This is a genomic window from Pseudomonas sp. BN606 (assembly GCF_029873115.1).
In the GTDB taxonomy this organism is placed as follows: domain Bacteria; phylum Pseudomonadota; class Gammaproteobacteria; order Pseudomonadales; family Pseudomonadaceae; genus Metapseudomonas.
In genome coordinates, this window is record NZ_SSOF01000041.1 from 132,776 (window position 1) to 158,927 (window position 26,152).

A 26,152-nucleotide genomic window follows, 5' to 3' on the forward strand; every position below is an offset into this window, starting at 1 on the left:
GCAGTCTAATCAGGCGGCACTCGCCTTACAATGCCCGCTTGCGGGCCGTCCTATGCCGCGATAGAGGAACCCCGCTTCGACCAGTTGCGCCGGCTCGTAGAGATTGCGTCCATCAAAGATCACGGGCATGCGCATAAGACCACGAATTCGCTCGAAGTTCGGTTGGCGGAACTGCTTCCACTCGGTGACCAGCACCAACGCATCGACACCTTCAGCCGCGCTATAGGGCGAGTCCAGCAAGCGCAGCTGCCCCGACTCCACCGCTTTCGGATAGCGCGCAGCGACCCCGGCATTGGCCACCGGATCATGGGCCTGTACCCGCGCACCGGACTGCAGCAGGGCATCCAGCAATACCAGACTGGGCGCTTCGCGCAGGTCGTCTGTACCCGGCTTGAAGGCCAGCCCCCAGAGCGCAACCACCCTGCCCTGCAGGAATCCATTGAAATGCTCACGCACCGTCTGGAACAACAGAGTCTTCTGCAGCGCGTTACGCGCCTCCACGGCGCGCAGGATGCCGGGCTCCATACCTTCCTGTTCAGCAGTACGGATCAGCGCGCGCACATCCTTGGGAAAGCAGGAACCGCCGTAGCCACAACCCGCATAAATGAAGTGGGTGCCGATGCGTCTGTCACTGCCGATCCCGCGGCGCACATCCTCGATGTCCACGCCAAGCCGCGCGCAAATACCCGCCATCTCGTTCATGAAAGAAATCTTGGTGGCGAGAAAGGCATTGGCGGCGTACTTGGTGAACTCTGCCGCACGCACGCCCATGGCGAGCACGCGCTCGTGGTTACGCAGGAAAGGCGCATAGAGGCGACGCAGTTGCTCACTGGAACCAGGATGATCGCAGCCAATGATGACCCGGTCCGGGCGCATGAAATCATCAATGGCAGAGCCTTCCTTGAGAAACTCCGGATTGCTCGCTACCTGCACCCGGAATTCGAGGCCACGAGCCGAGAGACCGATATGGATACGCTGCGCAACCCGCTCTGCCGTCCCCACGGGTACAGTGGATTTGTCCACCACGATGCACGGATGCCTGAGAACCAAGCCAAGCTCATCGGCCACGGCGAGCACATGGGACAAGTCAGCCGAACCGTCTTCGCCGCTGGGAGTGCCAACGGCAATAAAAATGATGTCGGCTTGCCGGGCGCCCTCTTCCAGTTGCGCGGTGAAACTCAGCAGGCCGCTGGCGAGATGCGCCTGGAGCATGGACTCCAGACCAGGTTCATAGATCGGCACCTGGCCACTCGCCAGGCGCGCCAGGCGGCACGGGTCTCGCTCCACGCAGATGACCTGGTTGCCCATCTCGGCAAAACAGGTTGCCGTCACCAAGCCCACATAACCCGCACCAATCACGCATAGCCGCATGGATAGCCCTCCACCTGTGATAGGCGGATTCCATCCAAGGCCGATGGCAAGGCCGTGACGACGATGTGACAGAACGGAGAAACGGTCCTTATAGGACCGTCTGTTCAGGATTCCTGGGGAAGTTCGTTCAGTTCAAGTTCCACCAGGGTTTCATTGCCCTCATGGACCATCGGCACGCCACTGTAGCTGGCCAGTGCCTCCCAATGCTGATCCAGCCCGGCACCGATGGCAGCAAGGTGGTCGATCATGCGCCTTCCTGCGCTCTTTACCGCAGGGTCCTCGCTACGCATCATCTCGAACGACATTTCGCTCATTGCTGCCGTGAGATGGGTGAGGCTGCGGGTAGTCAGGCTGAGCAAACGCACAAGGTGCTGCTCTTTCGATTCCATTCGATTCCTCCCTTGCGCCTGATCCATTCAGGTTCGCCTAAAGCTAGCCGAATTTGCGCCACTGATTCGCCATGAAGGCGTTGCGCAGCTTCAGCCTTAGTCCGCTCGTGGGTTCAAAGGTTCTGCATTGCCGTAGATGAGCCCTCATCCACGGCATGTCAGGCGATCATAAACCAAGGAGTTGCGGTGCAGATATCGCCAGACACGAACAGGCCCGCACGTGGCGGGCCTGGAATTCGTAGTAGGTGGCCGGCGCTGGTTTCCGGCTTGCAAGGTTTATCAGGCATCCCACAGAAGCCAGTAGCTCTTCTGCTTCACACGGCGTAAGGGCTGGATCTCATCGGGGAGATCTTTCTAACCGTGTACCCTTCGGAACGCGCCCCACGTTTCCTCGCTATCCGCTTGCGCATCAGTCTGCGTATCCACCTACTGATATTGAATCTAGCAAAGCCCCTTGCTTCCGGTAGCGCCTTTTTAGACCGATTTCTTTCGGCACAAGAATGGTCTGGAACCGAACGGACTCAACATCCGATTCTCGCTCGCAGGAATATTCAGGCAAGCGCAGATTCCACTTGAATAAGACGGAGAAAGTGACTGATTTTATTGGTGCCCGGAGCGGGACTCGAACCCGCAAGCCCAAAGGGCGAAGCATTTTAAGTGCTCTGCGTATACCGATTTCGCCATCCGGGCAGGAGGGGGATTGGTGCAGGGCGCTGATTTAAGCCCAAATAAAATTTCGAATCAATCACTTAGGCGTCGAACGCCCGTCTTGGGGACGACTAATTCCCCGACCCCGGTGCCTGGCCCCGAAAATACCGCAACTTTTTTAAGCGCATGAAAAAAGCCCCGTAGACTTTTGATCTACGGGGCTTTTTAGATGGAGGCCGAAGTCGGAATCGAACCGGCGTACACGGATTTGCAATCCGCTGCATGACCACTCTGCCATCCGGCCTGAACGATGACGCCGCTAGCGGCGGCGTCATCGCGTGAAACTGGAGCGGGAAACGAGACTCGAACTCGCGACCCCGACCTTGGCAAGGTCGTGCTCTACCAACTGAGCTATTCCCGCTTTGTCGTGTTGACGGGCGCCATTCTATAGATTCATTAACAGCCGTCAACCCCTTGATTCAAAAAAACTTTTATTTTTCCTTCGGGTCGGTGCTGAGGTGCGGCAATGCGGCCAGCAGGTAGTGCAGCATGGACCAAAGCGTGAGTGCCGCAGCAAGGATCAGCAGGAAATACCCAACGCCCACCCAGAAGTTGAGCAGCGGCGGATTGGCCAGCAGGATGACCAGCGCCACCATCTGCGCCGCGGTCTTCCATTTGCCCAGATTGGATACCGCCACATGAGCGCGCGCGCCCAGTTCCGCCATCCATTCACGCAAGGCCGAAACCACGATCTCGCGACCGATAATGGTAGCCGCAGGCAGGGTCAACCAGAGGTTGTGGTGTTCTTCCACCAGCAACACCAGCGCCACTGCCACCATCAGCTTGTCCGCCACAGGATCGAGGAAGGCGCCAAAAGGCGTGCTTTGTTGCCAGCGACGGGCCAGGTAGCCGTCGAACCAGTCGGTGACCGCGGCAATGGCGAAGACTGCACTGGCTGCCAGATAGCTCCAGGAGAACGGCAGATAGAAAAGCAGGATGAAGACGGGGATGAGCAGTACGCGCAGAACGGTGAGGAGGTTAGGAATATTCATCGTTACGGCTGGTTCTGAAGGAAGGCCGCATTCTACTCGCTGTGCAGTGCGGCATAAATCGACTCAGCAAGCTTTTTGCTGATACCTGGCGCCTTGGCGATCTCCTCGATGCTTGCTCGACTGAGTTCCTGCAGCCCACCGAAGTGCTTGAGCAGCTCCCGGCGACGCTTGGGCCCTACCCCGGCCACATCTTCCAGGCTCGAGGTACGTCGCGCCTTGCCTCGCCGGGCGCGGTGACCGGTGATGGCGAAACGGTGCGCCTCGTCGCGAATCTGCTGGATCAGGTGCAATGCGGGAGAGTCCGCCGGCAGGGTGAACTCGTGCGCGGCATCGTTCAGGTAGAGCGTTTCAAACCCGGGCTTGCGGGTGACACCCTTGGCGACGCCAAGCAGGATCAGCTCCGGCACAGCCAGCTCCTTCAACACTTCCTGGGCCATGGCCAACTGCCCCTTGCCGCCATCCACCAGCAGGATATCGGGCAGCTTGCCCTCCCCGTCCTTGAGTTTGCCGAAGCGGCGCGAAAGGGCCTGATGCATAGCTGCGTAGTCGTCGCCAGCGGTGACACCCTCGATGTTGTAGCGTCGGTAGTCCGACTTCAGTGCGCCTTCGGGACCGAATACGACGCACGATGCAACAGTGGCCTCGCCGCTGGAATGGCTGATGTCGTAGCACTCCAGGCGCTGTGGCGCTTCGTCCAGTCCAAGGGCCTCGGCGAGAGCCTCGAAGCGTGCAGCCGTGTGTTGCCGGTTGGCCAGCCGCGCAGACAGTGCCTGCTCCGCATTGGTAACTGCAAGCTGCTGCCAGCGCGCACGCGTGCCACGCACCCGGTGACTGATATCCAGTTCCCGGCCACGCAACTCAGCCAGCGCTGCGACCAGTGTCGGGAAGTCTTCATGGGTCGTATTGACGATGAGCTCGCCTGGTAGATCCCGCTCCTGATTGCCGAGGTAGTACTGGGCGATGAAGGCCACCAGGACATCTGCAGACTCCTCCTCGATGCCCACCTGGGGGAAGAAATTCTTGCTGCCCAGCACACGACCACCTCGAACGCTGATCAAGTGGACACAAGCGCCACCTGGCGTGGCGATCGCGGCAACCACGTCGATGTCGCCCGTACCGCCTTCCATGCTCTGCTGATCTTGCACCCGACGCAGGATGGCTACCTGGTCGCGAAGCTCTGCCGCTCGTTCGAAGTCGAGCCGCTGCGCCGCCTCTTCCATTCCGGTAGATAGCTCCTGGGATAGCGCATTGCTACGTCCTTCCAGGAACATGATCGAGTGCCGCACGTCCTCGGCATACTCCGCCGGGTCCACCAGCGCCACGCAAGGCGCCTTGCAGCGTTTGATCTGGTACTGCAGGCAAGGTCGAGTGCGGTTCTTGTAGTAGCTGTCTTCGCATTGGCGAACCAGGAAAGCCTTCTGCAGGAGGTTGAGGCTTTCGCGGATGGCACCGGCACTGGGATAGGGGCCAAAGTAGCGGCCCTTCTTCTTTTTCGCTCCGCGGTGGATGCTCAGCCTCGGAAAATCGCCATCGCTCAGATGCACATACGGATAGGACTTATCGTCCCGCAGCAGGATGTTGTAGGGCGGCCGCCATTCCTTTATCAGCGTCTGTTCAAGCAACAGCGCCTCTGTCTCGTTGGCGGTAATGGTCGTCTCGACTTGAACGATCCGCGCCACCAAGGCCGCGGTCTTGGGCGCCAGCCCGGTCTTGCGGAAATAGCTGGCAAGGCGCTTCTTCAGGTTCTTCGCCTTGCCCACATAAAGCAGCTCGCCGCCAGCATCGAGCATCCGGTAAACACCCGGACGACCACTACAGGCGGCAAGGAAAGCACTTGCGTCGAAGGAATCGGACATCTTAGCTGACGGCGTCTACCATGCCGTGGCGAACAGCCAGCAACGCCAACTCCACATCGCTGGAAATTGAAAGCTTGTCGAAGATCCGATAACGGTAGGTATTCACCGTCTTCGGCGACAGGCAGAGCTTGTCCGAAATACTCTGCACCTTCTGGCAGTTGGCGATCATGAGAGCGATCTGAATCTCGCGCTCTGATAGCAGATCGAAAGGCGAACCACTGGCCTGGGGCTGGAAGGACTTGAGCGCCAATTGCTGCGCGATCTGCGGGCTGATGAACCGATGCCCTGCGAAGACCTGGCGAATCGCCTGGATCATTTCTTCCAAGGCTGCGCCCTTCGTCAGGTAACCGGCCGCCCCCGCCTGCAGCAAACGGGTCGGAAAGGGGTCTTCCTCACAGGCGGTCACCGCGACCACCTTTATATCCGTATGACTGCGCAGAAGCTTGCGAGTCGCTTCGAGACCGCCGATGCCTGGCATCTTGACGTCCATCAGGACGACATCGGGCTTGAGCTCCCGTGCTTTCTTGAGTGCTTCCTCGCCACTATCGGCCTGTCCTACCACTTGCAGGCCGTCAATATCGGCCAGCATGCGGGTAATCCCCATTCTCACTAGATCGTGGTCATCGACCACCAGCACCCTAATCAAGCGACACCTCGCAGTGCATCGCGCGCTGCCTGGGCAGCAAGCTTGTTCAAATGAGGCTCACATTAGCAAATGACCAGAGAATGACCTAGCGCCAGATGCAACGCACGTCAAAGGAGTAGCGCCAATTTCTCAACCGAGAAGAACCGGACAGAGGTCTAATCAAATACAGAAGGCGAGAAAAAAACGTTTATTTACAATGGATTAGGTAACACTCATGAAGTAGATGACAAGGAAAAGCTTGCAACAAATGCGAGGGCGCCCCTGTAAAGCCAGGGACACCCTCGAACAAGTCAGTAGGTCGCACCCCATGCGCGATCAACGTGGTTCAGCGTGGCAAAGATGTGCTGCGGCCCGGTCAGGGCAGGCGCCATTGTCCAGCGCTCGTAACTGTCATTCCCCATACGGACAAGGCCAGTATGGCTGGCCAGATCGCGATCGACCTCCGGATCCACGTCATAGAAACCCAGACTGAAACGGATGGCCTCGATGTCTTCTGGATCCCCGGTAAGGAACTCCCAACCCTGACCGATGTGGTACTTCTCGACATAAGCCTTGAGCACATCGGGCGTATCCAGCAACGGCTGCAGGGTAATGGAGTGCATGAACACACTCCGCCCTGCGCGGTCGCCCAGCAGTTGCTGGAACTGGCGCAGGTTCGCCGTCATGGTCGGGCATTTGCCCGTGCACTGTGTGTACATCATGTTGAAAGTAACGACCTTCCCACGGATGAGGTCGTCGTAGAACCTCACCTTGCGGCCCTCATGCGTGTAAAGCGTGACATTGGGAAATGCAACGGCCCCGGCTCCCTTTGCGTAAGCGGTTTCGACCAATTCACCGCCTCCGCGAGTGGCAGCCCATCCGGCCAGCAAGGCAGCCGCACCACCCATTCCAGCCAGCATCTTTCTTCGCGTGTTCATGATGATTCCTCCCACCTCGAAGTTGCCCTGCAATCGGCTTCAGACGATGTCCCAGCGCAGCATCATGGCGTGATCTTCGTGGATCAGGTTGTGGCAATGCATCGGGAACTTGCCCTTGTAGTCGCGGAAGCGCAGGAACACGCGCAACGTGGTGAAAGGCTCGACCACAAAGACATCCTTGCGCCCTCGTTCGTGGGCCGGAATGGGCACACTGACGCCCTTGACGATCTTCTGCAGGATTCGTCCTTCTTCGAAGTGAATATGAATGGGATGGCTCCAGCCGTCGTTGACGTTGGAGAGTTCCCAGATCTCATAACCGCCCTTGGGTATCTGTGCCCGCGGACTGTTCACATCGACGAACTTGCCGTTGATTGCCCACATGCCCTTGTCGCGCTCGAAGATCCAGCGCCGCACCGGTGCTGAGCTGATCTCCGCCTGGGTGATCAGAGGCAGGGGTCGCAAGGAAGCTGGAACCCGACTCAAATCCTGGGCCGGCGGGTAACGGTCAACGATGATCTTGAGCACCCGGTCGCCAGGCTCCTTGATGTCCTTCGGTAGCCGGGTTTCTATCTGACGCATGCGGTTAACCAAATACAACTGGGTCCCGATCACGTACTTCGAGAAATCAACCACTATGTCCGCGCGCTCGGCCACGCCCAGGGTCACGTTGGTCTGATTCAGCAACGGAGCCGGGAACAAGTTGCCGTCATTGGAGATGTGAGTGAATTTCTGCATCACATTGGTCGGCGACACCAGGGCGAAGTTGTAGAAGCGACTCGGCCCAGTGTTAAGCAGACGGAAACGATACTTGCGCGCCGCTACTCGCAGTACAGGCTCGATTCGTCCATTCACCGCGACCTTGTCGCCCAGCACCCCTTCGGGGTTCACCTGGTCGTAGAACAGCCTTCCGCTCGCATCGAAACGCCGATCGTTAAAGTTCAGCGGGTAGTCGTACGGATGGCTCGGTAAACGTAGAGCATTGGGATTGGGATCGGCCTCATTTCCAGAATCCAACTCATCGAATATGTAGTAGAACCCCGCCAGCCCGAGGTAGAGGTTGGGAGCTGTGAAGTCCAGCGTGTGGTCGTGATAGAAGAGCGTGCCAAGCGCCTCGGTGGGGTCCCCAACCAGATCCTGTCGTGCCTCGAACCCCGCCTTCACGTTCGAGTACAGGTGATCCTTGAATCTGCCGTTGGCCGAAAGCGTCGGACCATGCTTGGTGGGGCTGTAGTAGTCACCCGGGAAACCATCGCTTTCCGACCCACAATGCAGATTGTGCAAGTGAGTTGAGATTTCCGGCGTACCGAAGCCCACATGATTCTGCGGCAACTTGTTATGGATACGGCAGATCAGGGGGCGCCCATAGCGCGCAAAGAAGGTAGCGCTGGGCATGGTCTTATCTGGATTACTGTTGGCCTGATAACCCCAGATCCGCTGGGGCGGATAGGAAGGGCTGTAGACCCAGTCATTTCGCTCCGTGGCACTGATCTCGTAGAGCAACGCACCCGGCCCGAACTGCGCCCAGCGCTGGTGGGGATTGCGCCCCGCTTCGCCCGCAGCAACGTTGGCAACCTCAGTTGGGGGCGGGCTCAGGGACGATACTGTGCCCACCGGGTTGACCTGCATGGGCAGTTCATGGGCCCAGGGAACGGTGGGCGGGCTTGGCGGGAACACGGGTGGCACGGTTTCAGCCCGCGCTTTCATACCTGTCATTAGCAGTGGCGCCGCCATCGTCGCTGCCGTCAGTTTCAGGAAATTCCTTCTCCCCTCGCCGTCGGGCTGTTCCTCAGACCGACCTGTTGCGTGCTCGCAGTCAGGGCGTTTCATGACCATCTCCAGTTGCTGGCCCTCGACACCGGACGGACGCCTTGTGGCGTCTCTAGAGGAACTGCACCAGTGAAGGTTTGGGCTGTTTGAGCTTTTGCTCGTTTCTGTTTAGCGCCGCAGAACGTCAATAACCTGACTAAAGTGCAAATGTTTCAAAATGTAAATGCTAGCGGTCATCAAATTGACGCGCCTGTCTGTAAGTGGCGAAAAGCCCGAGATAGAGCACCTGAACAGGGATTGAAGACGGAGGGGAATGCTGCCACTCAGGGATGAGCGGTCAAAGGCTTACGCTGAAGTGCTGTGATGTAACGAAATCGAGAAACCTGGCGGTGGGCAATGGGCCAGGAGATCGGCAAATGACGAATGCTTGGCGACATGAAAGCGACCTGGACCTCTGAAATGATCGGTATCGAGATCCAGGTTGCGAGTTCGATAAGGTCCAGCTATCAAAAATGCTCCACTTCTACCTACACAAGGAGTTCCACCATGAGTGCACGCTTCTCGGTGAAAAGGGTTCCAAATGTCCAGGCCAGAGGGATCAGAAATAGTGAAGCGCTCGGAGGAACAGCGCTGGATTGCTGCTGGTACCGGATTATCGACCGGGCCACCGGCGACTATGTCGGTGGCAAGCATCAGGAAGAGGCCATGGCGGTGGGCGAATGCCAGAGGCTGAACAGCAGGACTTGAAGTGCCTGAAACGACACTGGGGGCCCCTCTTTCGAGGCGACCCCCATTACCTTCTGTCTCCAGAATGCTCTCAAAACACTGAATCGCCCCTAGACGGACACTAACGCCTGAGTTGAGCCGCGCCGCGAAGCGACGTCGGCCTGAATGATTTGTTAGGCCGCACCGACCACCGTCAGGACTCCGGGGCGACCCCGAAGACGCGCAACTCCTGATCGCAGCGGCAGGCCCTTGCAATACGCGCGGCCCATGCGACGGCCTCCTCGCGCGAGGGCAGTTCGAGCACGGTGAATCCGCCGTTAAGCGGGGGCGCCCACGGGTAGCCGCCATCGGTGACCGCGCCGTCAGCTGAGACGAGCGCGGGCGGCACGTCTTCGTCGATGCCGCCTCCGAAGACGTAGACGCCGGCAGCCTTCGCCTCGTCGATCACAGCGCGCGCGTGGCGGCCCACCACCTCCAGCTCACTTTTGGGCACGACCATCGCCGCACTGGGGAAGGAGATCAGATATTTGGCCATGGTGTTCTTTCTGTTGGTAATGATGGCGGTCGTGATGCGTATGTGCGGCCTAACTATTAGTAGGCGACACGCCCTCCTCACATACGCTGCTCACAAAGCCTTCATCTCAGCGATATCACGCACCACCTGATCGGCAGAGTGGTCGAACATCGCCTGCTCCTGCGTATCCAGAGGTAACTCGATCACCCGCACAAGCCCCGCCTCTGCCAGCACACAGGGGACCCCCATGGCAATGCCTGTTCGCCCGTACTCGCCCTCGAGAATCGCGACCGCCGGCAAAATGCGGTTTCGCCCATTGGCGATAGCATCCACCATCTGTGCAATTGCCACGCCCGGAGCATCGCAGGCGCTCCCCACCTTCTTCAACCCAAGAATCTCGCCGCCGCCCTGACGCGTGCGCTCTACAATCCGCTCTATTTGCTGACTGGTCAGGAAGTGAGACAGCGGCACCGAACCGACCGCACAGTATCGCATCAGCGGCACCATGCTATCGCCGTGCCCTCCCAGCACCAGCGCCGTGATATCCCGAGCAGAAAACCCTGTCTCCTCGGCAATGAAACACTTCATGCGCGCTGTATCCAACACCCCTGCCTGGCCAAACACCCTGTCGCGTCCCAGCCCACTGAGACTCCAAGCCCGATAGGTCAGCACATCGACCGGGTTCGACACCACCAACACCGTCGCCGCCGGAGCATGACGATTAATATCCAGCATGATGCCGTCGAGAATTGGCAGATTGATGCTCAATACATCCTGGCGCGACTGACCAGGCTTGCGGGGCACACCCGCCGTAATCACCACTAGGTCAGAGTCCTGCAGCAACTCGGCATTGGACCCGCCGTAAACCCGAGTATCGGAACCTGACTCAACTGCCGCCTGCCAGACGTCGAGCGCCTTGCCCTGTGCCAACTCACCCTGCACATCAATCAACATCAACTCACGACAGAACTCTTCCCGGGCGATGATCTGAGCGGCCGCCTCACCCACCATACCGACACCCACGATTGATAGCTTTTTCACCTCACACCTCCCGGCGGCGCGCTCCATCAGCAACACGCCCAGCCTTGCAGAGAAGTATTGCCCGCAGATGCAAAAAGACCACCCGAAGGTGGCCGAGACCGTCGCTAATGGGCAGAAGCTGAATCGGGATCCTGGGGTGGGGTTCTACCCCGTCACCCAGTACACCCTGGAAAAACGCAAGATCGATCAGAAGTACGCCGCCAACTGATCCGCACCAGCCTCGTTGATTGCCGCCGCTCTTGCGAGGAATAACCTGGCAGCATCGACGAGGCACTTCAGGAAAGCCTGGAGAACCAAGCGGATTGGCGTAGTTGAAAGCGTGTGAAGCGCGGCCACGGTTCCGCTAGCTGCAGATACAAAAAGGGGGCCTCTAGAGGCCCCCTTTTTTTGAGCTATATTCCCATTTTGTTCCCAAAATGTTCCCTTTCAGGGATTCTTCAGGAAAAATTCTTTGAAAATCAGCTAATTAGATGGCGGAGGCGGTGAGATTCGAACTCACGGAAGAGTCTCCCCTTCGGCGGTTTTCAAGACCGCTGCCTTAAACCACTCGGCCACACCTCCACTTGCGCGGGGCGCCATACTACCGGAACGCAACACGCTGTCAAACTCTTGCAATCGGCGCCTTCCACGCCTCTGTTAATATCCAGCACTGACCAAGGTCACGGAAAACAAATCGGGAGTGTCGCGATGAACGAACAGAATTATGCCCTCAACCCTGCGCAGGCTGAGCAGCTTGAAGTCAGCCGCGTGCTGCGCAACACGTACGGGCTGCTGGCCCTGACGCTTGCGTTCAGCGGCCTGGTCGCCTACGCGGCGCAACAGATGCGCGTGCCTTACCCCAGCTTCTTCGTGGTACTGATTGGTTTCTACGGTCTTTTCTTCCTTACCGTGAAACTACGTAACTCCGCCTGGGGCCTGGTATCCACTTTCGCCTTGACCGGCTTCATGGGCTACACGCTGGGCCCCATCCTCAACATGTACCTCGGGATGCCCAACGGCGGTGAAGTGGTGAGTTCGGCCTTCGCCATGACCGCGCTGGTGTTCTTCGGTCTGTCCGCCTACGTGCTGACCACTCGCAAGGACATGAGCTTCCTCGGTGGTTTCATCACTGCCGGTTTCTTCGTCCTGATCGGCGCCATGCTGGCAAGCTTCTTCTTCAATATCAGCGGCCTGCAGTTGGCAATCAGCGCCAGCTTCGTGGTTTTCTCGTCGGTCTGCATCCTGTTCCAGACCAGCGCGATCATCCACGGCGGCGAACGCAACTACATCATGGCCACCATCAGCCTGTACGTGTCCATCTACAACCTGTTCATCAGCTTGCTGCAACTGGTTGGCGTACTTAGCAGCAACGATTGATCGCCAGCCATCTCCTCGGACTAGCCCGCTTCGGCGGGCTTTTTTCTGTCCGGGCGGGTAAAAGGGCGCGTCTAGCCGTATCATTCCAGCAGTTTTCCATTCGCCCGAGCGACCATGAAATTCGCCATCGCCCTGTTCGCCCCGCCCCATGCGCCCTCCTCCCGTCGCGCCCTCCGCTTCGCCGAGGCCTGCCTTGCCGGGGGCCATGAAATCGTCCGGTTGTTCTTCTACCAGGAAGGCGTGCACAGTGCCTCCGCCAACGCCATCGCCCCCCAGGATGAGCCGAACCTCGCCGCCGAGTGGAGCGCCTTCGTACACAAGCACCAGTTGGATGGCGTCGTCTGCATTGCTGCAGCGCTCCGTCGAGGCGTGCTGAACTCAGAAGAAGCGCAACGCTATGAACGCCCCGCAGCCAACCTGGCAGAAGGCTGGGAGCTTTCCGGACTGGGGCAGCTGCATGAAGCAGCGCAAATGGCCGATCGACTGGTCAGCTTCGGAGGCAACTGAGATGAAATCCATGCTCATCATCAGCCGCCAAGCCCCGTGGAGTGGTCCCGGAGCGCGCGAAGCCCTGGATATAGCTCTCGCCGGCGGCGCGTTCGACCTGCCACTTGGCCTGCTGTTCCTCGATGATGGGGTGTTCCAGCTTGCTCCTAATCAGCAGCCGACGACACTCCAACAGAAGGACCTTACTGCCAACCTCCAGGCCCTGCCGCTGTTCGGTGTCGAGTCGCTCTTCGTCTCCGCACGCAGCCTGCAGGAGCGCGGCCTGGACGGCACCGACCTGAACCTGGCAGTGGAAATCCTAGACGATAGCGCCCTGACTTCCCTTATCGACCGTTATGACCAGGTGCTCACACTCTGATGGCCACCCTGCACGTTCTCTCCCACTCTCCCTTTTCCGATAGCCGCCTCGGAAGCTGCCTGCACCTGCTGGGTCCCAATGATGGCCTGCTACTAAGTGGCGACGCCGTCTACGCACTGCAACCTGGCAGCCTGACCCGCCAGGCGCTGGATCTGATGCCTGACTCGATTGCCCTGCACGCTCTTGCGGAAGACCTGCAAGCCCGCGCCCTCGCCGCCCTTCCGGCGCGCCTGAACACCGTGGACTATCCGGCATTCGTCGAGCTCTGCTGCCGCTATGACAAGGTGAACAGCTGGCTATGAGCGAATTAGTGATAGACGGGCGCAGCATCCCGCTAGACAAAGACGGCTACCTTCAGGAGCTGAGCGACTGGAGCCCGGCCGTTGCCAATGCGCTGGCCGATCTAGAGGAGCTGGCCCTGCAACCGGAACACTGGGAGATTCTCGATTTGCTTCGCGGTTTCTATGCCGAGTTCCAGCTGTCACCAGCGAACCGCCCGCTGGTCAAGTACGTAGCTCAGAAACTGGGGCCGGAAAAGGGTAACAGCCTGCACCTGAATCGCCTGTTCAAAGGCGCTCCTGCCAAGCTTGCCGCCAAGCTGGCGGGACTTCCAAAGCCGACCAACTGCCTATGAATCTTGTCACCCCAACGGAACACCCATTTGCCCAGTTCGTGCGCATCCTCGGAAAAGGCAAGCGCGGCGCCCGCAACATGACTCGCGAGGAAGCCTGCGAAGCCATGGGTATGCTCCTCGACGGCAACGTGGAAGACACGCAGCTCGGTGCCTTCCTCATGCTCCTGCGGCACAAGGAAGAGAATGCCGAAGAACTGGCCGGCTTCACCGAAGCCTTCCGCCAACGCAATCAGGCACCACGGATCGAGGTGGACCTGGACTGGCCTAGCTACGCCGGCAAGAAACGTCATCTACCCTGGTACCTGCTGGCGGCCAAGGCGCTGGCCGATAGCGGCATACGCATCGTCCTGCACGGCGGTGGTGCTCATACCGCCGGCCGCATGTATAGCGAGCAATTGCTGGATCTTCTGGACATTCCGCTTTGCCGGGATTGGGATCAGGTCGCCGGAGCCCTCGATGAACGCCATCTGGCTTTCATTCCCCTGGGGGCATGGGCGCCGCAGTTGCAGCGAATGATCGATCTGCGCAACACCCTTGGCCTGCGGTCTCCCATCCACTCCCTGGCACGCATCCTCAACCCGCTCAATGCCCGCTGCGGCCTGCAGAGTATCTTCCATCCTGGCTACCAGGCGGAGCACCGCGAAGCGAGCCGTCTACTCAGCGATCACGCCATTGTGATCAAGGGAGAAGGCGGCGAGATCGAGGTCAACCCCGATACCGCTTGCCACCTCTATGGCACGCACGATGGCCAGTCCTGGGATGAGGAGTGGCCGGCGCTATCTCCCTTACGGCACGTGAAGCCAGAAAGCCTGGATCCCGGCCATCTGGTCGCGGTCTGGCACGGCAAGAGCGGTGATGACTACGGCCTTCTGGCAATACGCTCCACCATGGCCCTCGCCCTGCGCGGTATGGGCATGAAACGCGAAGAGGCCTTCGAAGAAGCAGATAGAATCTGGGCCGAGCGCAAGATATCAATTTAGTCGATATCAAATCCCATCATTTTGCGCTTTTCCATCGATCGCTTCTCGATAGACTGGAATCCGAACCCAAATTCGGAGACCAGTCATGGGCCTGTTGATCGATGGAAAATGGCATGACAAGTGGTACGACACCGCCAAGGACGGACGATTTCAGCGCGAAAGCGCACGCAGGCGTAACTGGATCACTGCTGATGGATCGCCAGGTCCGTCAGGCCTAGGCGGGTTCCCTGCCGAATCCGGTCGCTATCACCTATATGTATCCCTGGCCTGCCCCTGGGCGCATCGCACTCTGATCTTCCGCAAGCTCAAGGGCCTGAAATCGCTGATCGACGTGTCAGTGGTCAGTTGGCTGATGCTAGAGCAGGGCTGGACGTTCGACCCGCGTTACGGCTCAACCGGTGACAAGCTGGACGGATTCGACTACCTGCATCAGCGCTACACACAGGACAGCTCCGACTACAGCGGCCGGGTCACAGTGCCGCTACTCTGGGACAAAAAGACCGGGCGCATCGTCAGCAACGAATCCTCCGAGATCATCCGGATGTTCAACAGCGCCTTCGACCATCTCACCGGCAATACTCTGGATTTCTATCCGCAAGCGCTGCGCAACGAGATCGACGCACTCAACGAGCGCATCTACCCGGCGATCAACAACGGTGTGTATCGCGCAGGCTTCGCCACGACACAAGCCGCCTATGAAGAAGCCTTCCACGCACTGTTCGATGAGCTGGACCAGTTGGATGCACTTCTGGAATCGCGACGTTATCTGGCAGGAGAGCGAATCACCGAAGCGGACTGGCGACTCTTCACCACTCTGGTCCGCTTCGACGCCGTTTACCACGGACACTTCAAGTGCAACCTGCGACGCCTTGAAGATTACCCCAACCTCTCAGGATGGCTGCGCGAGCTGTACCAGTGGCCGGCCGTTGCCGATACGGTGAACTTCACGCATATCAAGCACCACTATTACGCCAGCCATCGCACCATCAATCCCACGGGTGTAGTGCCGTTGGGCCCGACACAGGACTTCACGCGCCCACACGGACGGGGGCACCTGAAAGCGCTCCCTGTGGCGCACAAGGCTCAGACTCCGGCCTGAGCCCCTTCGAACCAGGCCAGTTTATCGCGCAGGGTCACTACTTCACCCACGATGACCAGGGTGGGCGCGTGGACCTCATGCTCTGCCACTAGCTGCGGCAGGTTGGCCAGGGTTCCAGTGAAAACACGCTGGCGGCTGGTGGTGCCTTGCTGCACCAGAGCTGCCGGAGTGTCGCCAGCGCGACCATGCGCAATGAGTTGCTCGCAAATCAGCGGAAGACCCACCAGCCCCATGTAGAACACCAGAGTCTGGCCCGGAGAGACCAGATCTGCCCATGGCAGATCGCAGCTTCCGTCTTTCAGGTGACCGGTAACGAAACGCACCGATTGTGCATAGTCGCGGTGGGTGAGCGGGATGCCTGCATAGGCGGCGCAGCCGGACGCAGCGGTTATGCCTGGAACGACCTGGAACGGAATCCCTTCGGCCGCCAGTTCTTCGATCTCCTCGCCTCCGCGACCAAAGATGAAGGGGTCACCACCTTTCAGGCGCAATACCCGCTTGCCCAGCTTGGCCTGCTCGATCAACAGACGATTGATTTCGTCCTGAGGCAGCGCATGGTCGGCACGACGCTTGCCGACGTAGATGCGCTCTGCATCACGACGGCAGAGTTCGATGATCGGCGCGGCAACCAGGCGGTCGTAAAGTACAACGTCAGCCTGCTGCATCAGGCGCAAGGCACGGAAGGTCAGCAAGTCCGGATCGCCCGGCCCGGCACCTACCAGATAAACCTCACCCAAGGCCTTGGGTGCACCGCCAGCCACTCGCTCGGCCAGCAGACGCTCGGCTTCGGCGCCTTGCCCGGCCAGCATGCGCTCGGCCACTGGCCCCTGAAAGACCTCTTCCCAGAACACACGCCGCTGCTGCACATCAGGGAGAAGGGCTTTCACCTGGTCACGGAACTTCTTCGCCAGGCCAGCCAGTTGGCCATAGGCAGAAGGGATCCAGGTCTCGATCTTCGCCCGAATCAATCGCGCCAGGACGGGAGCGTCGCCAGCACTTGATACGGCAACGATCAGCGGAGAGCGATCGACTATAGCGGGAAAGATCACACTGCAAAGTTTGGGAGCGTCCACCACGTTGACCGGGATTCCACGTGCCTGGGCCTGGACCGATACTTCAGCGTTCAACGCCTTGTCATCGCTGGCAGCCACAACCAGGACACAAGCGTGCAAGTCAGCTTCCTGATAGCCGCGCAGATACGACTCGCCGGCGCTCTGGACCACCATCTCCAACAACTGTGCATCGACTTCCGGCGCAACTACTCGCAACCGGGCGCCCGCATCGGCGAGCAGACGCGCCTTGCGCAGGGCCACCTCACCCCCACCGACCACGAGCACATTGCGCCCTTGAAGATTGTGGAACAGCGGGAGGAAATCCATAGCAGTGCCTTTTAGCAGTAACGGTTGGAGGTAGCGCTTGAACGGTCACCGCCCGCATGCAGCCAGGCTAGGACGCGGGCGGTGAGGCCTTGCATTTCCCCCGCTGATACAGGGGATGGCAATCAGCCGATGAATTCGATGCCGCCCATGTAAGGCTTCAGAACTTCGGGTACGCGGATGCTACCGTCGGCCTGCTGATAATTCTCGAGAACGGCAACAAGCGTGCGCCCCACGGCAAGGCCAGAGCCATTCAGGGTATGCACCAGCTCGGGTTTGCCAGTTTCCGAATTGCGGTAGCGTGCCTGCATGCGGCGAGCCTGGAAATCACCGCAGTTGGAGCAGGATGAAATCTCGCGGTACTTGTCCTGGCTAGGCACCCAGACTTCGAGGTCGTAAGTCTTGGTGGCGCTGAAGCCCATGTCGCCGGTGCACAGGGCCAGAACGCGGTAAGGCAGCTCGAGCAGCTGCAGTACACGCTCGGCGTTGGCGGTCATGCCTTCCAGGGCCTCGAAGGACTTGGATGGCTCGACGATCTGCACCATCTCGACCTTGTCGAACTGGTGCTGGCGGATCATGCCGCGCGTATCGCGACCCGAGGCACCGGCCTCGCTGCGGAAGCACGGAGTATGAGCAACGAACTTGATCGGCAGTTGCTTGGCGTCGACGATCTCACCCGCAACGATATTGGTCAGGGAAACTTCTGCGGTCGGAATCAGGTAGAAGTCAGCCTCGTTCTCGCGGGATATCTTGAACAGGTCCTCCTCGAACTTGGGCAACTGGCCGGTGCCCTGCAAGGCCGGGGCCTGGACCAGATACGGCGTGTAAGCTTCTTCGTAGCCGTGGTCAGTTACATGCAGATTGATCATGAACTGCGCCAGGGCACGGTGCAGGCGGGCAATGGGACCACGCAGCAGGGCGAAACGGGCGCCGGAGAGCTTGGCGGCGGTTTCGAAATCCAGCCAGCCGTGCTGCTCGCCAAGGGCAACGTGGTCCTTGACGCCGAAGTCGAAGCTGCGCGGGGTGCCCCAGCGACGCACTTCAACGTTACCTTCTTCATCCTCGCCTACCGGTACGGACTCGTGGGGCAGGTTCGGAATGTTCAGCAGCAGGTTGTCGAGCTCGACCTGGATGCTTTCCAGCTCGCGCTTACCCTCTTCAAGCTCATTGCCCATCCGATCGACTTCGGCTAGTAGGGGCGTGATGTCTTCGCCGCGCTGCTTGGCCTGTCCAATGGATTTGGAACGGGCGTTACGCTCGGCCTGCAGCTGCTCAGTGCGGACCTGCACGGACTTGCGCTGGTTCTCCAGCGCTTCCAGGCGCGCTACGTCAAGTTCAAAACCGCGGGTGGCAAGGCGTTCCGCGATTTCCCGGGGCTGGGTGCGGACCAGTTTGGCGTCGAGCATGTCAGGTTCTCGTCTCTCAGATTTTCGTCAGTATCAGGCCGGCCCAAGTGGCGAGCAGGCCGCCCAACACGCTCAGCAGCCCATAGCCTAGGGCCAGTGGCAGCTGGCCGCTTTCAAGCAGGCGCAGCGTGTCGAGTGAAAAGGATGAAAAAGTCGTCAGGCCACCCAGGAATCCCACCATGAGCCCGGCGCGGATTTCCACCGGAATTTCGGGCCGCATGAGGAACAGGCCATACAGATAGCCAATTAGCAGGCAACCAACGATGTTGACCGCAAGGGTACCGGCGTAGAAGTAGCGTGGCCAGTAGGCAGTAATCAGATTGCCTGTGGCGAATCGCAGCAAGGTACCCGCCACACCACCAGCGGATACCGCCAGGATCAGTCCGATCATGACTTTCTCCGCTTCCAGGGGCTGTTGCGGTCGAGGCTCTTCAGGTGTTGCAGCTTGTCACGGATCTTCAGCTCAAGGCCACGCGGTACTGGTTGATAGTATGAGCGTGGCTCGAGTTGTTCGGGGAAGTAGTCCTCCCCAGCCGCATAAGCATCCGGCTCGTCATGGGCGTAACGGTACTCCTCGCCATAGCCCAACTGCTTCATCAGTTTGGTCGGCGCGTTACGCAGGTGGAGCGGCACCTCCAGAGAACCGTTCTCGGCGGCATCACGCATGGCGGCCTTGAAGGCCATGTAGACCGCATTGCTCTTCGGTGCACAGGCCAGATACGTAACTGCCTGTGCTACGGCCAGTTCACCTTCAGGGCTTCCCAGCCTTTCCTGCACATCCCAGGCTGACAGGCAAAGACTCAACGCGCGCGGGTCGGCATTGCCGATGTCCTCGCTGGCCATTCGCACGACACGACGAGCGAGATAAAGCGGATCGCAACCGCCATCAAGCATTCGCGCATACCAGTACAGCGCCGCATCCGGGTCGGACCCACGCACCGACTTGTGCAAGGCCGAAATCTGGTCGTAGAACGCCTCGCCGCCCTTGTCGAAGCGCCGACGACTATCCCCCAGGAGATTCTGCAACAGTTCGACGCCGATCTCGCCACCGTCCTCGGCAAGATCGGCAGCGTTCTCCAACAGGTTGAGCAGTCGGCGACCATCGCCATCGGCCGCAGACATCAGAATGGCGAAACTCTGGTCCGGCAAGCTCAGTTTGCGCTTGCCAAGCCCCTTCTCTTCGCTCAGCGCACGCGCTACCAGCTTGCGCAGGGCGGCTTCATCGAGACTCTTCAGCACATAAACGCGCGCACGCGAAAGCAATGCATTGTTGAGTTCAAAAGAAGGGTTCTCGGTGGTTGCACCGATGAAAATCAGGGTGCCGTCTTCCACATAAGGCAGGAAGGCGTCCTGTTGGGACTTGTTGAAGCGATGCACCTCATCCACGAAGAGAATGGTGCGGCGGCCATATTGCGCGGCCTGCTGCTTGGCCATTTCCACCGACTGGCGAATCTCCTTCACCCCTGAAAGCACAGCGGAGATGGTTTCGAAGTGAGCATCGGTAACTTGGGCCAGCAGTTTGGCAAGGGTCGTCTTGCCGACCCCCGGTGGGCCCCAGAAGATCATCGAGTGCAGCGCACCTTGCTCCAGAGCCTCACGCAGGGGTTTGCCGGGTGCCAACAGGTGCTCCTGGCCGACATATTCGTCCAGGTTGGCGGCACGCAAGCGCGCAGCCAGCGGTTGGGCGATGGGTTCGGAGCGGAAAAGGTCCATGGGCGTTGCAGCTTATTCCTGGATGACGTCGGCGCCTTCCGGGATATTGAAGTTGAACTGCGCGGTATCGATCGCCTGGTTCATCTTGACCCCGAGGAAGAGGATGTTGGTGCGCTGGCCGACGCTGTCGATCAGTTGCATGTCGTTGATCACACCGTTACGGAACGACAGGCGCAGGGTGTCGAACAGGGTGTCCTTGGCCTTGGGCTTGAGAATGAAGTCCACCACGTCGCCGCCTTCCTTGTGGGTGATCTCGAAGTTCTCGCTGATCTTCGATACGTCACCCGACAACAGCAGGGCCGGAGTGTGGGTCAGGCGTTGATCCAGGGTCTGGATGGTCACCTGTTGCAGATCCGGGTCGTAGAGCCAGACTTTCTCGCCGTTGGAGACCAGCAGTTGCTCCATTGGGGCATCGGTATGCCAGCGGAACAGGCCCGGACGCTTTAGCGAGAGCTCACCAGAGGTTTCTTGCAATTGAGTGCCGGAACCATCGAGGGTCAGCTGGGAAAATCGACCAGTAATGGTCTGCGCCTTGTTCAGCATTTCTGTCAGGCGGCTGATGGCCGCCTTGTCGTCAGCCTGGGCAGTCAGAGCAGACAGGCCGAGTACAGCAACCATGAGCATGCGGATCAGTCGCATGGAATTCCTCGTCAAAAATCCGTTTCGGATTAGTCTCGCACCGGTGACGGCGCGATAACTTCGCGCGAACCGTTGCCGTTCATGGGGCTCACAACCCCAGCCATTTCCATCGCCTCGATCATGCGCGCGGCGCGGTTGTAGCCAATCTTCAGCTTGCGCTGTACTGCGGAGATCGAAGCGCGGCGGCTTTCGGTCACAAAGCGTACCGCCTCGTCATAGAGCGGGTCGTCTTCGCTGCCCTCGCTACCGCCTTCACCTCCCTCGCCACCGGAGAAGCTGCCAGCGCCCTCTTCCGCGCCTGCAAGGATGTCTTCGATGTAGTCCGGTGCGCCGCGCAACTTCCAGGCTTCCACCACACGATGCACTTCGTCGTCAGAAACGAACGCGCCGTGGACGCGGATCGGCAAGCCAGTCCCTGGCGGTAGGTAAAGCATGTCGCCATGGCCAAGCAGTTGCTCCGCTCCGCCCTGATCGAGGATGGTGCGGGAGTCGATCTTGCTGGACACCTGGAAGGCCATGCGGGTCGGGATGTTGGCCTTGATCAGGCCTGTAATCACGTCAACCGAAGGACGCTGAGTCGCGAGTATCAGATGGATACCAGCCGCACGGGCCTTCTGGGCGATACGGGCAATCAGTTCTTCCACTTTCTTGCCGACGATCATCATCATGTCTGCGAATTCGTCGACGACCACCACGATGGTCGGCAGCGTCTTCAGCAGAGGCGCTTCGTCTTCCATGCTTTCGCGACGATAGAGCGGATCAGTCAGCGGGGTACCAGCTTCCTCGGCATCTTTAACCTTACGGTTGAAACCGGCGAGGTTCCGTACACCCATGGCCGCCATCAGCTTGTAGCGCCGCTCCATCTCGGCAACGCTCCAGCGCAGGGCGTTGGCCGCCTCCTTCATGTCAGTGACCACCGGACACAGCAGATGAGGAATACCTTCGTAGATGGAGAGTTCCAGCATCTTCGGGTCGATCATGATCATCCGCGCCTGCTCGGGCGTGGACTTGAACAGGATCGACAGGATCATGGCGTTCACACCGACCGACTTACCGGAACCGGTGGTACCGGCGACCAGCAGGTGGGGCATCTTGGCGAGATCGGTAATGATCGGCTTACCGCCAATGTCGTGCCCCAGGGCAAGGGTGACGGGCGACTTGGCCTCGTCGTACTCGGACGAGGAAAGCACTTCGGAGAAACGCACGATCTGGCGGTCTTCGTTGGGAATCTCGATACCGACGGTGGTCTTGCCGGGAATCACTTCCACCACGCGAACGCTGATTACTGCCAGGGAGCGGGCCAGGTCCTTCGCCAGGTTGGAAATCCGGCTGACTTTCACACCTGCGGCAGGTTGAATCTCGAAGCGAGTGATCACCGGGCCGGGGTGCACGGATTCCACGATCACTTCAACGCCGAATTCCTTCAGCTTGATCTCCAACAGGCGCGACATGGCCTCCAGGGATTCCGGAGAGAAGCTCTTCTGCTTCTTCTCGGCAACATCGAGGATGGAAATAGGCGGCAAGGTGCCTTCGACAGCGGTATCGACAAACAACGGCGCCTGTTTTTCCTTCTGCACGCGCTTACTCGGTTCCGCGGGTTTGGGCGGCGGCGGCGGAGTAATGACCGGCGCCGGGCGCTTCTCGCGTTCAGTCATGTGCTTGGTCAAGGCCTCTTCGCGCTCGATCAGACGCTCCTTGACCTTGGCCTGTTCGCGACGGTCCGGCACTACCGGTGCAGCGACTTCGTTCACGCGCACATCCACTTCACGCAGCTTGGCTACAAGTTGCTTGCGCTCGAGGCGCGCACTCCACCAGCGATTCACGGCGTTCTGAATGAGTTCGAAGAGATCGAGGGTGATCTTGCCGGTCAGATCCATGACCTTGAACCAGGAAAGGTCGGTAAACACCGTCAGACCGAAGAGGAAGAGTGCAAAGAACAGCAAGGTGCTGCCCTGCACGTTGAGTGCATTGACTGCCAGATGGCTGAGGCTCTCGCCCAAGGCACCGCCGGCAGACGCTGGAAGCCCGGCATGGTCCTGGAAATGGATATCGGCCAGTGCTGCACCAGAAAGCACGAGGAAGACCAGGCCGATCAGGCGCCATGAAAACAGCCAGCCGCTCCAATCGATGGGTTCGTGGCGATGGCGGAAGACTTGCAGGGTCTTGATCGCCAGCAGCAGCGGGAAGACATAGGCAAAGTAGCCCAAGGCCATGAACAGGATGTCGGCGAACCAGGCACCCAGGCGGCCGGCCGCATTCTGCACTTGCTCGACGTTGCTGGTGTGGGTCCAGCCCGGATCAGAGGAGTCGTAGGTGAGCAATGCCATCCACAGATAGAGGCAGACCGCCCCCAGCGCGATCAACGCACCTTCCTTGAGGCGATAATGCAATTGCTGGCGCCAGACAGGAATCTGGGCTCTGGTCGTGGAATTCTTCAAAACGCGTCTTTTCCTGCGCCCATGGCGCGTTCAAGAGTCGGTCGAGGGTGAAAAACTGCAAGGCACAGTGCCATTACGAGCTCCAACCCATTCGGAACGCGGCCCATTGTACGGATTTGCCTGCGCGACGCCATGTGGGAACTGATTGTCGCCCCAGCGTTTTGGCGACGTCTCGCGCTTCGGTGTAGCATAGCCGCCAACAATTTGCGCAATGCTCAATTGGAGCATGCATTCTCTTTCGTGACAAAGACTTATGGAGCCTTTTTATGAGCGAAGTCAAGCATTCCCGATTGATCGTACTGGGCTCCGGCCCGGCGGGCTACACCGCGGCCGTCTATGCCGCTCGCGCCAACCTCAAGCCTGTTGTGATCACGGGCATCCAGCCCGGCGGCCAACTGACCACCACAACTGAAGTGGACAACTGGCCAGGCGACGTCGAAGGCCTCACCGGCCCGGCACTGATGGAGCGCATGCAGAAGCATGCCGAGCGCTTCGATACCGAGATTGTCTACGACCACATTCACACCGCCGAGTTGCAGAAGCGCCCCTTCATCCTCAAGGGCGACAGCGGCACCTACAGCTGCGACGCCTTGATCCTGGCGACTGGCGCCTCCGCCCAGTACCTCGGCTTGCCCTCTGAGGAAGCCTTCGCCGGCAAGGGCGTCTCCGCCTGCGCGACCTGCGACGGCTTTTTCTATCGCAACCAGGTGGTTTGCGTCATTGGCGGCGGCAATACCGCGGTCGAGGAAGCCCTATACCTGGCCAACATCGCCAAGGAAGTCCACCTGATCCACCGCCGCGACAAGCTGCGCTCGGAAAAGATTCTTCAGGACAAGCTGTTCGAGAAGGCTGCAAACGGCAACGTACGCCTGCACTGGAACCACACTCTGGACGAAGTCCTGGGTGACAATACCGGCGTAACCGGTGTGCGCCTGAAAAACACCGCCGACGGCACCACCAAGGAGCTTTCCCTGGCAGGTGTCTTCATCGCCATTGGCCACAAGCCGAACACCGACCTATTCAAGGGCCAGCTGGAAATGCGCGACGGCTACCTGATCGTCCAGGGCGGCCTCGAAGGCAATGCCACCGCCACCAGCATCCCTGGGGTGTTCGCTGCCGGCGACGTGGCTGACCACGTCTACCGCCAGGCCATCACTTCCGCCGGCTCGGGCTGCATGGCCGCGCTGGACGCCGAAAAGTTCCTCGACGACAACTGACAGGAAAGGCGGGCTCCGGCCCGCCCTCCCCTCCCCCATGCTTACCTGGCTACAACGCGACTCCCTCGAGTTCCCGCCGCTCGGCCGAGCGATGCGCGAACCAAATGGCCTGCTGGCAGCCGGCGGCGATCTCTCGCCAGAGCGCCTGATCCAGGCCTACCGCCATGGATGCTTCCCCTGGTACCAGGATGGCCAGCCCATCCTCTGGTGGTCTCCCGACCCACGCACAGTGCTGCAGCCGCAGGAAATCCACATTTCCCGCAGCCTATCGAAGCTGCTACGCCAGGGACGCTTTCGCGTGACGTTCGACCAGGCGTTTCAATCCGTCATAGAAGGCTGTGCCGGCCCACGGAATTACACCGACGGCACCTGGATCACCCCGGCAATGCAGGCGGCCTACACAGAACTGCACCGCCGCAACGTCGCGCACTCGGTGGAGGTCTGGAAAGACGATGAACTTGTCGGCGGCCTCTATGGCCTAGCGATCGGCAAGCTGTTTTTTGGCGAGTCCATGTTCAGTCGGACAGACAACGCGTCAAAAGTCGGTTTCGCCACACTGGTGCAGCATCTGAATCAATGGGGCTTTGTGCTGATCGACTGCCAGATGCCCACCCAACACCTGCAGAGCTTTGGCGCCCGCACGATCAGCCGCGAGAAGTTTACCCGCTACCTGCAGCTCTACCTCGACCAACCGAACGCCGCAGACTGGATCGCCTAGGCGAGCCCCGCAGCCTGACATACACTTGCTGAAGGGATTTCCCGGGGGTTGATCATGACCGAGCTGGCTCGTCTCAAGTTTTACGCCACTCAGCCGCATCCATGCAGCTACCTGCCCGAGGAGCAGGCCACCACCCTATTCCTCGACCCCAGCCAGCCCATGGACGTGGACGTCTATGCCGAGCTATCGGAAATGGGCTTCCGCCGCAGCGGCGACCACCTCTATCGCCCGCATTGCCAGCGCTGCAATGCCTGCGTACCCGCACGCATCCCCGCCGACCAGTTCATCCCCAGCCGCCAACAGAAGCGCATCCTCAAGCGTAACGGCGACCTGACCGTAACCGCAGTGCGCCCATCCTTCACCGAGGAGTACTACGCGCTTTACGTCCGGTACATCGAGCAGCGCCACTCCGATGGCGACATGTATCCACCCAGCCGGGACCAATTTTCCACCTTCCTGGTCCGCGACCTGCCCTTTTCACGCTTCTACGAATTCCGCCTCAAGGACGAGCTCAAGGCCGTGGCGGTGACGGACGTGCTGCCAAACGGACTTTCCGCGGTCTACACCTTCTACGATCCCGATGAGGAGAGACGCAGCCTTGGCCGCTACGCCATTCTCTGGCAGATAGGCGAAAGCGCTCGCCTTGGCCTACAGGCCGTGTATCTCGGCTACTGGATCAAGAACTGCAGGAAGATGAACTACAAGACCCAGTACCGCCCGATCGAACTCTTCGTCAATCAGCGCTGGGTGACGCTCAGCTGAAGCCCTTGGCGAGCAGTGCTAT

The 26,152-nt window shown here is 59.6% G+C and carries 27 protein-coding genes and 4 tRNA genes; 12 read left to right on the forward strand and 19 right to left on the reverse strand.

Features of this window, described 5'->3' with window-relative positions; all coding sequences use genetic code 11:
- Positions 1-9 precede the first annotated feature (9 nt).
- The 10 genes from E8E75_RS05085 to E8E75_RS05130 form a co-directional block, all read right to left on the reverse strand.
- A complete protein-coding gene (locus E8E75_RS05085) occupies positions 10-1,371 on the reverse strand; it encodes a UDP-glucose/GDP-mannose dehydrogenase family protein (protein WP_153922488.1) in 1,362 nt (453 codons plus the stop codon).
- 104 nt (positions 1,372-1,475) lie between these two features.
- The gene (locus tag E8E75_RS05090; RefSeq protein WP_120651260.1) at positions 1,476-1,760 is read right to left on the reverse strand and encodes a hypothetical protein; all 285 of its coding nucleotides are present in this window, start codon (positions 1,758-1,760) and stop codon (positions 1,476-1,478) included.
- Between the two features lie 604 nt (positions 1,761-2,364).
- Positions 2,365-2,450, reverse strand: a tRNA-Leu gene (locus tag E8E75_RS05095).
- A 188-nt stretch (positions 2,451-2,638) separates the two neighbouring features.
- A tRNA-Cys gene (locus E8E75_RS05100) sits at positions 2,639-2,712 on the reverse strand.
- Between the two features lie 41 nt (positions 2,713-2,753).
- Positions 2,754-2,829: transfer RNA gene (locus tag E8E75_RS05105), tRNA-Gly, on the reverse strand.
- Positions 2,830-2,899: 70 nt separating this feature from the next.
- A complete protein-coding gene (pgsA, locus tag E8E75_RS05110; protein ID WP_120651261.1) occupies positions 2,900-3,460 on the reverse strand; it encodes a CDP-diacylglycerol--glycerol-3-phosphate 3-phosphatidyltransferase in 561 nt (186 codons plus the stop codon).
- Positions 3,461-3,492: 32 nt separating this feature from the next.
- Positions 3,493-5,316, reverse strand: coding sequence for an excinuclease ABC subunit UvrC (uvrC, locus tag E8E75_RS05115; RefSeq protein WP_153922491.1), 1,824 nt, complete (start codon positions 5,314-5,316; stop codon positions 3,493-3,495).
- Between the two features lies 1 nt (position 5,317).
- A complete protein-coding gene (uvrY, locus tag E8E75_RS05120) occupies positions 5,318-5,962 on the reverse strand; it encodes a UvrY/SirA/GacA family response regulator transcription factor (RefSeq protein ID WP_120651263.1) in 645 nt (214 codons plus the stop codon).
- 290 nt (positions 5,963-6,252) lie between these two features.
- Positions 6,253-6,879 (reverse strand): SCO family protein, encoded by a 627-nt coding sequence (locus E8E75_RS05125; protein ID WP_153922492.1) that lies wholly within the window; start codon positions 6,877-6,879, stop codon positions 6,253-6,255.
- Between the two features lie 39 nt (positions 6,880-6,918).
- Positions 6,919-8,706, reverse strand: coding sequence for a multicopper oxidase domain-containing protein (locus tag E8E75_RS05130; protein WP_256673357.1), 1,788 nt, complete (start codon positions 8,704-8,706; stop codon positions 6,919-6,921).
- Positions 8,707-9,192: 486 nt separating this feature from the next.
- On the opposite strand from E8E75_RS05130, the gene E8E75_RS05135 reads away from it, so the two are divergent.
- Positions 9,193-9,393, forward strand: coding sequence for a hypothetical protein (locus tag E8E75_RS05135; RefSeq protein WP_153922494.1), 201 nt, complete (start codon positions 9,193-9,195; stop codon positions 9,391-9,393).
- 172 nt (positions 9,394-9,565) lie between these two features.
- Here the strand turns inward: E8E75_RS05135 and E8E75_RS05140 are convergent, their stop codons facing one another.
- Entirely contained in the window at positions 9,566-9,907 is a 342-nt protein-coding gene (locus E8E75_RS05140; protein WP_153922496.1) for a YciI family protein, read from the reverse strand.
- Positions 9,908-9,997: 90 nt separating this feature from the next.
- A complete protein-coding gene (locus tag E8E75_RS05145) occupies positions 9,998-10,927 on the reverse strand; it encodes a malate dehydrogenase (protein WP_120655209.1) in 930 nt (309 codons plus the stop codon).
- Between the two features lie 67 nt (positions 10,928-10,994).
- On the opposite strand from E8E75_RS05145, the gene E8E75_RS05150 reads away from it, so the two are divergent.
- Positions 10,995-11,135 (forward strand): hypothetical protein, encoded by a 141-nt coding sequence (locus tag E8E75_RS05150; protein WP_153922500.1) that lies wholly within the window; start codon positions 10,995-10,997, stop codon positions 11,133-11,135.
- A gap of 263 nt (positions 11,136-11,398) precedes the next feature.
- Here the strand turns inward: E8E75_RS05150 and E8E75_RS05155 are convergent.
- Positions 11,399-11,488, reverse strand: a tRNA-Ser gene (locus E8E75_RS05155).
- Between the two features lie 126 nt (positions 11,489-11,614).
- Here E8E75_RS05155 and E8E75_RS05160 point away from each other — a divergent pair.
- The 7 genes from E8E75_RS05160 to E8E75_RS05190 all read left to right on the forward strand — a co-directional run bounded on the left by E8E75_RS05160 (position 11,615) and on the right by E8E75_RS05190 (position 15,861).
- Positions 11,615-12,283, forward strand: coding sequence for a Bax inhibitor-1/YccA family protein (locus E8E75_RS05160; protein ID WP_153922502.1), 669 nt, complete (start codon positions 11,615-11,617; stop codon positions 12,281-12,283).
- A gap of 114 nt (positions 12,284-12,397) precedes the next feature.
- Positions 12,398-12,790 carry a sulfurtransferase complex subunit TusD gene (gene tusD / locus E8E75_RS05165; protein ID WP_120651268.1) on the forward strand — a complete coding sequence of 131 codons (393 nt, stop codon included), beginning with the start codon at positions 12,398-12,400 and terminating at the stop codon, positions 12,788-12,790.
- Between the two features lies 1 nt (position 12,791).
- Positions 12,792-13,148 (forward strand): sulfurtransferase complex subunit TusC, encoded by a 357-nt coding sequence (tusC, locus tag E8E75_RS05170; protein ID WP_120651269.1) that lies wholly within the window; start codon positions 12,792-12,794, stop codon positions 13,146-13,148.
- Entirely contained in the window at positions 13,148-13,450 is a 303-nt protein-coding gene (tusB, locus tag E8E75_RS05175; RefSeq protein WP_120651270.1) for a sulfurtransferase complex subunit TusB, read from the forward strand. Before tusC ends, tusB begins: the two co-directional genes overlap by 1 nt.
- Entirely contained in the window at positions 13,447-13,782 is a 336-nt protein-coding gene (locus tag E8E75_RS05180) for a TusE/DsrC/DsvC family sulfur relay protein (RefSeq protein ID WP_120651271.1), read from the forward strand. The genes tusB and E8E75_RS05180 overlap by 4 nt, the downstream gene beginning before the upstream one ends.
- The gene (locus tag E8E75_RS05185) at positions 13,779-14,762 is read left to right on the forward strand and encodes a glycosyl transferase family protein (RefSeq protein ID WP_153922504.1); all 984 of its coding nucleotides are present in this window, start codon (positions 13,779-13,781) and stop codon (positions 14,760-14,762) included. Before E8E75_RS05180 ends, E8E75_RS05185 begins: the two co-directional genes overlap by 4 nt.
- Before the next feature lie 85 nt (positions 14,763-14,847).
- The gene (locus E8E75_RS05190; protein ID WP_153922506.1) at positions 14,848-15,861 is read left to right on the forward strand and encodes a glutathione S-transferase family protein; all 1,014 of its coding nucleotides are present in this window, start codon (positions 14,848-14,850) and stop codon (positions 15,859-15,861) included.
- On the opposite strand, the gene cysG is transcribed toward E8E75_RS05190, so the two are convergent.
- The 6 genes from cysG to ftsK form a co-directional block, all read right to left on the reverse strand.
- Positions 15,846-17,240, reverse strand: a complete 1,395-nt coding sequence (gene cysG / locus E8E75_RS05195; RefSeq protein ID WP_120651274.1) for a siroheme synthase CysG — start codon at positions 17,238-17,240, stop codon at positions 15,846-15,848. The two genes, E8E75_RS05190 and cysG, sit on opposite strands and share 16 nt — an antisense overlap.
- Positions 17,241-17,362: 122 nt before the next feature.
- On the reverse strand, positions 17,363-18,643 hold the full coding sequence (serS, locus tag E8E75_RS05200) for a serine--tRNA ligase (protein ID WP_120651275.1): 1,281 nt from the start codon (positions 18,641-18,643) through the stop codon (positions 17,363-17,365).
- Positions 18,644-18,659: 16 nt separating this feature from the next.
- Positions 18,660-19,034 (reverse strand): fluoride efflux transporter CrcB, encoded by a 375-nt coding sequence (gene crcB / locus E8E75_RS05205; protein ID WP_153922508.1) that lies wholly within the window; start codon positions 19,032-19,034, stop codon positions 18,660-18,662.
- A complete protein-coding gene (locus tag E8E75_RS05210; protein WP_120651277.1) occupies positions 19,031-20,356 on the reverse strand; it encodes a replication-associated recombination protein A in 1,326 nt (441 codons plus the stop codon). Before E8E75_RS05210 ends, crcB begins: the two co-directional genes overlap by 4 nt.
- Before the next feature lie 12 nt (positions 20,357-20,368).
- Positions 20,369-20,995, reverse strand: a complete 627-nt coding sequence (gene lolA, locus E8E75_RS05215) for an outer membrane lipoprotein chaperone LolA (protein WP_120651278.1) — start codon at positions 20,993-20,995, stop codon at positions 20,369-20,371.
- A 29-nt stretch (positions 20,996-21,024) separates the two neighbouring features.
- Entirely contained in the window at positions 21,025-23,433 is a 2,409-nt protein-coding gene (gene ftsK / locus E8E75_RS05220; protein WP_120651279.1) for a DNA translocase FtsK, read from the reverse strand.
- Between the two features lie 266 nt (positions 23,434-23,699).
- Between ftsK and trxB the strand changes: the two genes are divergently transcribed.
- The 3 genes from trxB to E8E75_RS05235 are packed head-to-tail and all read left to right on the forward strand — an operon-like array spanning position 23,700 to position 26,130.
- Entirely contained in the window at positions 23,700-24,650 is a 951-nt protein-coding gene (trxB, locus tag E8E75_RS05225) for a thioredoxin-disulfide reductase (protein WP_120651280.1), read from the forward strand.
- A 37-nt stretch (positions 24,651-24,687) separates the two neighbouring features.
- Positions 24,688-25,368, forward strand: coding sequence for a leucyl/phenylalanyl-tRNA--protein transferase (gene aat / locus E8E75_RS05230; protein ID WP_120651281.1), 681 nt, complete (start codon positions 24,688-24,690; stop codon positions 25,366-25,368).
- A 54-nt stretch (positions 25,369-25,422) separates the two neighbouring features.
- The gene (locus tag E8E75_RS05235; protein WP_153922510.1) at positions 25,423-26,130 is read left to right on the forward strand and encodes an arginyltransferase; all 708 of its coding nucleotides are present in this window, start codon (positions 25,423-25,425) and stop codon (positions 26,128-26,130) included.
- Positions 26,131-26,152 lie beyond the last annotated feature (22 nt).